Source organism: Streptomyces zinciresistens K42 (genome assembly GCF_000225525.1).
Classification (GTDB): Bacteria; Actinomycetota; Actinomycetes; order Streptomycetales; family Streptomycetaceae; genus Streptomyces; species Streptomyces zinciresistens.
In genome coordinates, this window is the sequence record NZ_AGBF01000372.1 from 1 (window position 1) to 3,207 (window position 3,207).

At 74.4% G+C, this 3,207-nt stretch carries 3 protein-coding genes; 1 reads left to right on the top strand and 2 read right to left on the bottom strand.

The window, feature by feature from the left end:
• Positions 1 to 246: 246 nt before the first annotated feature.
• Entirely contained in the window at positions 247 to 1,500 is a 1,254-nt protein-coding gene (locus SZN_RS36395) for an aromatic acid exporter family protein (RefSeq protein WP_078509095.1), read from the bottom strand.
• A gap of 266 nt (positions 1,501 to 1,766) precedes the next feature.
• Complete coding sequence (locus SZN_RS36400) at positions 1,767 to 2,261, bottom strand: FBP domain-containing protein (RefSeq protein WP_007505630.1); 495 nt, start codon at positions 2,259 to 2,261, stop codon at positions 1,767 to 1,769.
• 82 nt (positions 2,262 to 2,343) lie between these two features.
• Between SZN_RS36400 and SZN_RS36405 the strand changes: the two genes are divergently transcribed.
• The coding region (locus SZN_RS36405; RefSeq protein ID WP_007505632.1) for a DUF3626 domain-containing protein at positions 2,344 to 3,207 on the top strand (864 nt) is incomplete at its 3' end.

Genomic DNA, 3,207 nt, shown 5'->3' on the forward strand with positions numbered 1-3,207 from the left:
GTGCCGCTCCGGCCGCCGACACCGCGAGGGCCGCGACGAATCCGCGCCTGCCCGGCCCGTCACCGCCCATGTCCGCACCCCAGGTCCTCGCTCAGCGTGGTCGTGACGGCCACCCTGGCGCGGCTCACCCGCCGGACGCAAGAAAGGCGGCAGCCGTCGCAGGGGGTGCAGCCCGCGGGAGTCCCGCCGGTCGTCGGCCGTGCCGCCCCGTACGGGGCCGGTCCCGTCCGCCGCCCCCGGCACCGCTCACCAGGAGCGGCTGCCCATGCCCGTCCGGTTCCGCCACAGCTTGTCCTGGACGCCCAGGCGCTCCCGCAGCCGGGTCAGCCGGGGCATCCGGGCCCGCGACTCCTGCGAGACGCGGTCCAGTTCCTCCAGCAGCCGGCGTGAGCGGTGCTCGGTGTCCAGTTCGTCGATCATGCGGTCCACCTCGGTCAGCACCGCGCCGAGGAGCTGCCACTGACGCTCCTCGTGCTCGGACGCCTCGCGCAGCAGCGGGGCGAGCCTGTCGCGGGTGCCGGCCGCCGTGCGCAACTCCGTGGACAGCCGGGTCTCGGCCGCGTCGGCGTTGCTGCTGACGTGCGTGGTGACCAGGACCGAGAAGCTGACGACCGCGTCCGCGATCTCCGACAGCAACTGCTCCAGGACCCTCCCGGTCTCCTTCGCGAACAGCGGCTCGGGCTCGCGGTCCCTGGCCAGGTCGGTCAGCGTGCGGGCGAGCACGCGGAGCACGACCGTGCAGATCTCCAGGGTGTCGAGGCCGGTCCGCAGCACCACCCGGTGCAGCACGCTGTCGCGCACGCGGGGATTGAGCCGCAGACTGTCCTCCGCCTGCCGCAGCGCCGCGTCCACCTCGATGATGTCGTGGTCCAGCCGGCGGGCCTCGTGCAGCCGGGCGGCGGCCCGCTCGAACGGCTGGCGGCCGGCCGCCTCCTCGCCGATGCGCAGCATCAACTGCCGCAGCCGGCGGGCCAGTCCCTCCAGCGACTCGCCGGCCTCGTCCACCCACACCGGGGGCGCCAGCAGCAGATTGAAGCCGAGGCCCACCACGGCCCCGATCAGCGTCTCCAGGACACGCGCCCACGCGGTGTCGCCGACGGTCGTCACACCGAGGACCAGCATCGCGCTGATCGCCACCTCGGGCACGTACTCGTCGACGCGCACCAGGTGCCCCACCCCGAGCGCGGCCACGATCAGCAGCCCCAGGCTCCACCAGGTCAGACCGACCAGCAGGCTGAAGGCGATGGCGACCAGGACGCCCGCCACGACCGCGTTCACCCGGCGGATGCCGTTGGTGAGCGTGGCGTACAGGGTGACCTGGACGACCAGGAGCGCGGTCAGGGGGGCGGTGAGCGGCGCCGCCTCGGGACTCAGGCGCAGCGCGATGACGTACGCGATCGTCGCCGCGGCGGCCGAACGCAGCGTCTGGACCACCACGGGATCCCGGCGCAGCCTCCCGAGCCGCTCCAGGGGCCCCCTCCCCTCACGTGCCTCACGCATCCTCGGGCCGTTCCCCTTCCGTGCTCGCGGACACCGGTTGCGGAACGCGACGGTCCGCAAGAAGTCCCAGCGTGATCGCAGCCGCCGCGGTACGGCAAGTGGGCGGGCCGGTGATCATCGACACCCGCGCGGGGCCCGTCCTCCGATCTGCTCCGGACCGGGCCCGGCCCGGGGAGGGTCGCGCACCCGGCGCAGGGCGCGCGCCGGCGGCCCTCTTCATCATCCCCGCCGCCCCGGCGAGCGGCATCCCGGCCGCCGGGGCGCCGTCAGACCCCCAGCCTGTCCAGGAAGGCGGACAGGTTGGCCGTGGTGCGGGCGATCTGCTGCTCCGGCGTCAGGCTCTCCTCGAAGCGGCCCCCCGGGCCGGGCGGCTTCCTGCCGCGCACGTAGAGCGAGCAGTCCAGGTCCGTGCACATGTACAGGCCGACCGAGTTGCCCTCGCGGCCGGCCGGCCCCGCCTTGCGGGCGGTCATCAGCGAGACACCGCCCCCGGGATGGGTCGTCAGGCACAGCGAGCACATGCTGCGGTGCAGGAAGCCGCGCCGCGAGGACGACGACCGCAGGGTGACGCCCACCGTCCGGCCCGCCCGCTCGGTCACGAGAAAGCTGCGATCGGGCGCCCCGGGATCGCGCCAGCCCAGGAAGTCGAGGTCGTCCCAGGGGCGTTCGCCGAGGTCGCGGGGGAGGTTGACGCGCTTCGCCTCGCCCTGGGAGCAGTTGACGAACGAGTTGCGGATGTCCTGCTCGCCGAGTGGTCTCATCAGGGGCTCCGGGATCGGTCGACGGAAAACTAGGGGTCCTAGGTACGTGCCTAGATTAAGCAGCCTGAGTGGAGGAGAGCCAGTGGATTCCGGAACGACCCCGTCCCCGCGGGTCCGCGCCGTCCTGCGGCATGTCGCGGCGTCCGCGAGCGGACCGGCCGTGCGCCCCGGGGTGCGCGTCACCCTCAACTTCCACCCGGACCGGCCGGTCCGCGGCCGGCCCCTGCTGGACGCCCTGGCGCGCGACGGCGCCTACCACTCCCAGTTCGTCACCGGCACCGGCAACGGCGGTCTCACGGCTTACCCCGGCGGCGACCGGCACCGCTGGGAGAGCAGGATCTTCGCCGGGCTCTACGACGACGCGGGCCCCCACGAGCGTCCCGTGTACGGCGCCCTGAACTTCCGTCACCAGTGCGTCGGCGCCGCCCCCCGGTTCGGCTCCGCCCATCTGCGGCTGACCGCCGCCGTGCTCGGGCGCACCACCTTCTGCTACCCGGACAGCGCCGCCGGGCCGGCCGACTTCGCGGTCGCCGCCGCCATGCGCCTGACCGCACTCGCCGAGGCCGGCGGCCGAGACGCCCTGGACGACTACGTCGAGGCACACGTCCACGGCGGCGTCGTCCTCGCCCGCGACGTGGAGGCGATCGTCCTGGACGCCTGCTACCGCGGCACCCCCGTCGAGACCTCGGCCCGCCGCCTGCCGTTCCCCGTCGAGTGGCACCCCGGCTACCGGCTCACCGTGGCCGGACTGCGCCGGCACGCCGACTTCCGCGGCCGCGAGTACGCCGACCTGGGGGCCCTGATCGCCGAGGACGGCCGGATCGACCCGCGGATCATCGGGGACGCCGCCCGCACGGGACGCCACGCGCTCCAGGACCTGAAGAAGGTGTGGCACACCCTGGCGCGGTTCGGCGCCCCGCCCGGCGCGGGCACGGCCCGCTCCGAC